This window comes from Thermocatellispora tengchongensis (genome assembly GCF_014202315.1).
GTDB lineage: Bacteria > Actinomycetota > Actinomycetes > Streptosporangiales > Streptosporangiaceae > Thermocatellispora > Thermocatellispora tengchongensis.
Window position 1 is genome coordinate 673483 of sequence record NZ_JACHGN010000003.1, and the last position, 7079, is coordinate 680561.

The 7079-nt window shown below is 72.6% G+C and carries 6 protein-coding genes and 1 pseudogene; 6 read left to right on the forward strand and 1 reads right to left on the reverse strand.

Annotation, left to right across the window (positions count from 1 at the left end):
• Positions 1–81: 81 nt before the first annotated feature.
• From HNP84_RS09335 to HNP84_RS09360, 6 genes are all read left to right on the forward strand, one after another.
• Positions 82–777 carry a FadR/GntR family transcriptional regulator gene (locus HNP84_RS09335; protein WP_185048965.1) on the forward strand — a complete coding sequence of 232 codons (696 nt, stop codon included), beginning with the start codon at positions 82–84 and terminating at the stop codon, positions 775–777.
• The gene (locus tag HNP84_RS09340) at positions 774–1499 is read left to right on the forward strand and encodes a gamma-glutamyl-gamma-aminobutyrate hydrolase family protein (RefSeq protein WP_185048966.1); all 726 of its coding nucleotides are present in this window, start codon (positions 774–776) and stop codon (positions 1497–1499) included. Before HNP84_RS09335 ends, HNP84_RS09340 begins: the two co-directional genes overlap by 4 nt.
• Positions 1496–2266, forward strand: coding sequence for an SDR family NAD(P)-dependent oxidoreductase (locus HNP84_RS09345; protein WP_185048967.1), 771 nt, complete (start codon positions 1496–1498; stop codon positions 2264–2266). Before HNP84_RS09340 ends, HNP84_RS09345 begins: the two co-directional genes overlap by 4 nt.
• Positions 2251–3645, forward strand: coding sequence for a glutamine synthetase family protein (locus tag HNP84_RS09350; RefSeq protein ID WP_221335997.1), 1395 nt, complete (start codon positions 2251–2253; stop codon positions 3643–3645). The genes HNP84_RS09345 and HNP84_RS09350 overlap by 16 nt, the downstream gene beginning before the upstream one ends.
• 98 nt (positions 3646–3743) lie before the next feature.
• Positions 3744–5321 carry an APC family permease gene (locus HNP84_RS09355; protein ID WP_185048968.1) on the forward strand — a complete coding sequence of 526 codons (1578 nt, stop codon included), beginning with the start codon at positions 3744–3746 and terminating at the stop codon, positions 5319–5321.
• On the forward strand, positions 5318–6790 hold the full coding sequence (locus HNP84_RS09360; protein ID WP_185048969.1) for an aldehyde dehydrogenase family protein: 1473 nt from the start codon (positions 5318–5320) through the stop codon (positions 6788–6790). Before HNP84_RS09355 ends, HNP84_RS09360 begins: the two co-directional genes overlap by 4 nt.
• Positions 6791–6881: 91 nt before the next feature.
• On the opposite strand, the pseudogene HNP84_RS09365 reads toward HNP84_RS09360, so the two are convergent.
• A pseudogene (locus HNP84_RS09365) lies at positions 6882–7079 on the reverse strand (ATP-binding cassette domain-containing protein); the annotation flags it as partial.

A 7079-nucleotide genomic window follows, 5' to 3' on the forward strand; every position in this document is an offset into this window, starting at 1 on the left:
CACCCGGAAATCCGGCAAATGACCCAGGTCAACGGGAGGTAGGGGATTGACAGGGCATCTAATGCTCCTAACACTAGACCAATGGACCAATGGGGAGCCCGAACCGTCACGGAGGACGTCGCCGAGCGGTTGCGCCGGCTGATTCATCAAGGCGAGATATCACCCGGTGACCGTCTGCCGCCCGAGCGGGAACTGGCCGAGACCCTCGGCGTGGCGCGGGTCAGCCTGCGCGAGGCGATCAAGATCCTGCAAGGGCACGGCTACCTGGTGGTGCGGCGGGGCGCGCACGGCGGCACGTTCGTCACCGACCTCGACGGCCCGTACCGCCAGTGGATCGGCCAGATGCGCCAGGAGAGCTCGGAGCTGGAGGACATCCTCGACTTCCGCATCGCCATCGAGTCGCAGACCGCGTCGCTGGCCGCCACCCGGCGGGGCGAGTCCGACCTGGCCGACCAGCGGGTGGCGATCGAGCGGATGGCCGCGGCCGAGGGCCGCTCGGAGTTCCGCCTCGCCGACTCGCAGTTCCACGGCGCCGTCGCCCGCGCGTCGCGGAGCAAGCGGCTGGAGGCGGCCGTGCACTACGCCCGCGGCGAGCTGTTCTCCCACCCCGACCAGCTCGTCTACGTCGAGCAGATCGAGACCTGCGTCGGCGACCACCGGCTGATCCACGAGGCGATCGCCGACCGCGACCCGGCGGCGGCCGCCGCCGCGATGCGCGAGCACATCGAGCGCACCCGAGCGGAGCTGCGGGAACTGCTGTTCGGGGACGAGCGGTGAGCGGCCCGCTGATCGGCATCACCGGGCGGCGGCAGATGGGCGTTCCCGGCACGCCGCCCTCGCTGTACGGCATCGTCGCCTTCACCTACTTCGCCGACTACTGCGGCGCGGTGGCGGCCATGGGCGGCGTGCCCATCCTGCTGTCCTTCAACACGCCCCCGGAGGCGGTCGCCGACCGGCTGGACGGCGTGGTGCTGTCCGGCGGCGAGGACGTGGACCCGCGCAGGTACGGCGGCACGCCGAGCCCCTTCCAGACCCCGCTCGACCCGGACCGGGACGAGTACGAGCTCACGCTGCTGCGCGCCGCGCTCGACCGGCGGCTGCCGCTGCTCGCCATCTGCCGGGGCGCCCAACTCCTCAACGTCGCCCTCGGCGGCACGCTGGTCCCGCACCTGCCGCCCGACAGCGGCGAAGGGCACTCCTACCTGGGGTATCCACGGGGCCGGCGGTCCCATGCCGTGCGCATCGCCGAGGACAGCCGCACGGCCGGCGTCCTCGGCACCGACCTCGTGGTCAACAGCTACCACCACCAGGCGGTGGACCGCGTCGGCGCCGGCCTGCGCGCCGTCGGGCACGCCCCCGACGGGGTCGTCGAGGCGATCGAGATGGACGACGCCCCGGTCATCGGCGTCCAGTGGCACCCCGAGATGTTCGCCGAGCCCGATCCGCTGTTCGGCTGGCTCGTCGATGAGGCGAAGAACCACCAGGGAGAAACCGTATGAACGACCGCCATGAGGGACGCACCGCCCTGGTCACCGGGGCCGGGTCCGGAATCGGGCGCGGCATCGCCCGCCGGCTGGCCGCCGAGGGCGCCCGGGTCGCGTGCGTGGACGTCAAGCACGACCGCGCCGCCGAGACCGTGTCGCTGATCGCCGCCGACGGCGGCCGGGCGCTCGCGCTCGGCGCCGACGTCCGCGACCGGGCCGAGGTCTCCGCCGCGCTGGAGGCGACCGCCGACGCCTTCGGCGGGCTGGACTACCTGGTGAACAACGCCGGCCTGGTGACCATGTCGTCGCTGGAGGAGCTCACCGACGAGGAGTGGGACCTGGTCGTGGACGTCAATCTCAAGGGCGTCTACATCGTCACCCAGCTCGCGCTGCCGTACCTGAAGAAGGCCACCGGCGGGGCCGTGCTCAACCTCTCGACCGTGGAGGCCGAGGTCGTGGTCTCCTCCCAGGGCTTCTGCCAGGTCCACTACAACGCCTCCAAAGGAGGAGTGAAGATGCTCACGAAGGCACTCGCCGTCGAGTTGTCCCGGTACGGCATCCGGGTCAACTGCGTGGCGCCGGGGCCGGTGGCGACCGGCTTCATCCCGGGCGGGGACATCACGTCCCCGGAGGCGATGGAGTTCATGGGGCGGCGGCTGCTCGTCGATCGCGTGGGCCGTCCGGAGGACATCGCCGCCGCGGCCTCGTTCCTGCTCTCCGACGACGCGTCCTTCATCACCGGGGTCCAGCTCCCGGTCGACGGCGGATGGCTGACACGATGACGGGGCAGCAGGCGAACGGGCAGCCGGCGTTCGAGCCGCTGGACCCGGCCGGCCTGGAGAAGGCCGGCTTCGACACCGTCATCGTCTCCGGCGTGGACATGCAGGGACGGCTGTTCGGCAAGCGGATGTCGCCCCGGAGGTTCCGCGCGCTGCTGGCCGAGGGTCTGCACATCTGCACGTGCGTGTACTCCTGGGACATCGAGCAGGGCCTCGGCCTGGAGGTCGAGTTCGCCGGCGCGCACACCGGCTGGCAGGACTTCCGGCTGGTGCCCGACCTGACCACGCTGCGCCCCGCGGCGTGGCTCGACGCCACGGCCATCTGCCTCGCCGACAGCGTGGACGAGGACACCGGCGAACCGCTCGCCGTGGCGCCGCGGACCATCCTGCGCCGGCAGGCCGACTCCTTCGAGGCCGCCGGGCACCGGCCGTACGCGGCGACGGAGCTGGAGTTCTACCTCTACCACGGCACCCCCGCCGAGCTGCGCAAACGCCGCTACCAGGACCTGGAGCCGACGACCCTGGCCCACGCCGACTACAACATCGGCGAGGGAAACCAGATGGAGCCGTTCTTCCGCCAGGTGCGCCGCGCGCTGGAGGCGAGCGGGATCCCGGTGGAGGTCTCGCAGGTGGAGTACGGGCTCGGCCAGTGGGAGATCAACCTGGAGTACGGCCCGGCGATGGCGGCGGCCGATCAGCACGTCCTGTTCAAGCAGGCCGTCAAGGACCTCGCCGCCGCCAACGGCATGACGGCCACGTTCATGCCCAGGCCGGTCGGCGACGACCTCGGCTCGTCCTGCCATATCCACGCGTCGCTGCGCGGCCTCGACGGCGGCACCCCGTTCTTCGACCCCGGCCGCGACCGCGGCATGAGCGCCGTGCTCGGCAGCGCCGTCGCGGGCGTGCTGGAGCACGCGGCCGATCTCATGCTGTGGTACGCGCCGACGATCAACTCGGCCCGGCGGATCGGCAGCCAGGACTTCGCCGGCAACGGCCTGACCTGGGGCTTCGACAACCGCACCACCACCTGCCGGGTGCTCACCGGGCAGCCGTCGGCGACCCGGCTGGAGTTCCGCCTGCCGGGGGCCGACGTCAACCCGTACCTGGCCATCGCCGGCATGCTCGGCTCGATGCGCCGCGGGATCGCCGACGGCGCCGACCCCGGCAAACCCTCGGCCGGCGACGCGTACGGCGAGATCCACGAGGAGTTCCCGCAGAACCTGGCCGAGGCCGCCGAGCAGTTCCTGAACAGCGAGTTCGCCGCCGCGACCTTCGGCGCCGATGTCGTGCGGCACTACCACGCCGTCGCCCGCCACGAGTGGCGGCAGTTCATGCGCTCGGTGACCGACTGGGAACTCGTCCGCTACTTCGAAGCCATCTGATCCGCACCCCCACGACCCCCGGCCACCCGTCGTGCGCCGGGACACCCGGCCCATCCCGCGACCGAATCCAAGCTCCATCGTCGCAAAGGCGGTTCAGCATGCCAGCGGACCCGACCCCCCACACCCTGTCCTCCCACACCTTGTCCCCTCAGTCACGGTCCCCCCAGCCGCGATCCCCCCAGGCACAGCCCCCTGCGCTGCGCGGCGCCGTCCTCGGCCAGCGCGAGGTCGTCTTCCAGGCCATCAGCCACCTCGGCCCGGCCGTCGGCATCATCATCATCGGCCCGGTGCTCGCCGGGTTCGTCGGCGCGAGCACCCCGCTCATCGTGCTCCTCGCCATGGTGGCGGTGCTGCTCACCGCCCTGTGCGTCGCCTCCCTGGCCCGCAAGCTCCCATCGGCGGGCGGCTACTACACCTACGTCAGCCACGGGCTGGGCGAGCGGCTCGGCTTCGTCACGGCCTGGGCCTACTTCCTGTACGACCCGCTGCTGCCCACGCTGACGCTCCTGGTCACCGCGGGGATCCTGACCCCGGTCATCGAGGCCAACCTGGGCGTCCACGTCCCCTGGTGGCTGATCGTGCTGGTGCTGCTCGCGGTGGTCTTCACCGCGACGTACCGGGGGATCAAGATGTCGGCCCGGCTCACCCTCGTGCTCGGCGTCGTGGAGAGCGTGATCATGGTGGTGTTCGCCGTGGCCGTGCTCGTCCGATCCGGCGGGGAGTTGAGCCTGGCCCCGCTGGCGTTCCCCGACACCTCCGGCGGGCCGCAGCCGGTGTTCCTCGGGTTCGTCTTCGCCGTGCTGCTGTTCACCGGGTTCGAGTCGGCCGCCCCGCTGGCCGACGAGACCGCCGACCCGCGCCGGGCCATCCCGCGCACGGTGCTGTGGTCCACCGTCACCGTCGGGCTGATCTGGGCCTTCGTGGCGTACGCGATGGTCATCGGCTGGGGGCTGGAGAAGATCGGCGGCATCGCCGAGGCCGACAACCCCTTCTTCACCCTGGCGGACAACGTGGCCGGGTGGGCCTGGCTGCTGCTCGCCTTCGCCTTGCTGAACTCGGCGCTGGGCGCCGCGCTGGCGGGCCAGAACGCCGGCGCCCGGGTCATGTACGCGCTCGGCAGGAGCGGCATCCTGCCGCGCGGCCTGGCCAGGATCCACCCGGCCCACCGCACCCCGGGCACCGCGCTCATCCTCACCACGCTGCTCAACGTGGTCGTCTGCCTGGGGCTCGGCGCGTGGCTCGGGCCCATCGGCGGCTTCACCTTCATCGGCCTGTTCATCACCCTCGGGGTCATCGTCGTGTACTCCCTGGGCAACATCGCGGTGATCCGCCTGTACTGGCGGCGACACCGCGCGGAGTTCGGCCCGATCCGGCACGGGGTGGTGCCGGTGGCCGGCACCGCGATCCTCCTCGCGGGCCTGTACTACAGCGTCTGGCCGCTGCCGGCGTGGCCGATGAACCTCGCGCTCGGCATCGTCGTGTGCTGGCTGGCCGCGGGCGTGGTCGTGGCGGCGCTGCTGTGGCGCACGCGCCGTGGCGCGCTGATGGACGCCGCCCGGCTCACCTTCGAGGACGGGAACGACGAGGAGATCCCGGCTCCGGCCCCCGCCGGTCTCACCGCGACCGCCGCCGGGGCCGGCCCGGAAACCCGCACCGACCAGGAGCCGAACCGATGACCATGACTCCCGTCCTGCCCGAGCAGCGCGACCTGGTCGAGGGCCGCCGGAGCCCCGCCACGGTGCCCACCGGCGACTGGCTCACCGACCCCAACACCGGCCGGCGGGTGGCCCCCGCGATGGAGTCCGCACCCGAACAGGTGGAACGCGCGCTCGCGGTCGCGGACGCGGTGCACCGGGAGGGCCGCTGGGCGGGCGCCCCGATCGCCGACCGCGTGGCCCTGTTGCACGCCATCGCCGACGGGCTGGCGGGACGGTCCGAGGAGATCGCCCATGCCGACGCGATCGACAGCGGCGTGCCGATCTCGATCACCAGGTTGTTCGGCGCCGGGCTCGCCGACGTGGTGCGCGGGGCCGCCGCCCGGCTGGCGGAGGCCCGGCTCCGCGAGGAACTGCCCGGCGCGGTGCGCCCGGTGCGGCTGCTGCGGCTGCCCTGGGGGCCCGCGGCCGTCATCGTCCCGTTCAACGCGCCGTCGTTCATCGCGGTGAAGAAGACGGCGTACGCCCTGGCCGCGGGGGCGCCGGTGATCTGCAAGCCCTCCCCGGCGGCGCCGTCCGGCGCCAATCTGATCGCGGACGTGATCGCCGATGCGCTGGCCGGGGCCGGAGCCCCCGCCGGGCTGTTCCAGTTGCTGCACGGCGGTGCCGCTCCGGGGGCGTCGCTGGCCGCAGACCCCCGGATACGTGCCCTGTGCTTCACCGGCGGGCGGAGCACGGGCGGCTCGATCGTCCGTGCCTCCGCCGGTGACCTGAAGGCGCTGCAACTGGAGCTGGGCTCGAACAACCCGGCCGTGGTACGCGCCGACGCCGACCTCGACGCCACCGCCGACGCCCTGGTCGCCGGGTTCACCAAGCTCAACGGCCAGTGGTGCGAGAGTCCGGGCAGCGTCTTCGTCCCGGCGTCCCGGCACGACGCCCTTCTCGACGCCATCCTCGACCGGCTCGCCGTCCTGCGGGCCGGCCACGGCCTCGATCCCGGGACCGGGTTCGGCCCGCAGGCCAACGAGGGGCAACTGGCCCGGGTACGCGGGCAGCTCGACCGGCTGCGGTCGGCCGGTGGCAAGGTCCTGGGCAGCACGCCCATGCCGGATCTCCCCGGCTGGTTCCTGGCCCCGGCCGTGGTCCGCGACGCCGATCCCGCCGACGCCACCGAGGAGATCTTCGGCCCGGTGCTGACCCTGCACCCGGTACGGGACGACGAACAGGCCGTGGACCTGGCCAACCGCCGTTCCACCGGCCTGGCGGGCTACGTCTTCGGCGCCGACGAGGAGGCGGCGATGGACGTGGGCGCGCGGCTGGAGTGCGGCGAGATCAAGATCAACGGCACCGGCCTGCTGGACCTCACCGAGAACTCGACGCAGGGATTCTGGGGAGGCTCGGGCATCGGCGGGCACGGCGACGCCGAACTGCTCGCCTTCTTCTGCGGTGCCCGCATCATCGGCGTCGAGGACCCCCGATCACCGATGTGACCGGCCGGGACGTGCGAGGCCGCGGTCCGGCCGCCCCTCGCACGTCCCCGGCGCCCACCACCTGGCGATCCCGATCCGGCGGGGCCTCGCCTCAGGCGCCGACGTAGGCCGCGAGGTGCTGCCCGGTGAGGGTGGAACGCGCCGCGACCAGATCGGCCGGGGTACCCTCGAACACGATCCGGCCACCGTCATGGCCCGCACCCGGACCCAGATCGATGATCCAGTCCGCGTGCGCCATCACCGCCTGGTGATGCTCGATCACGATCACCGACCTGCCGGAATCGACCAG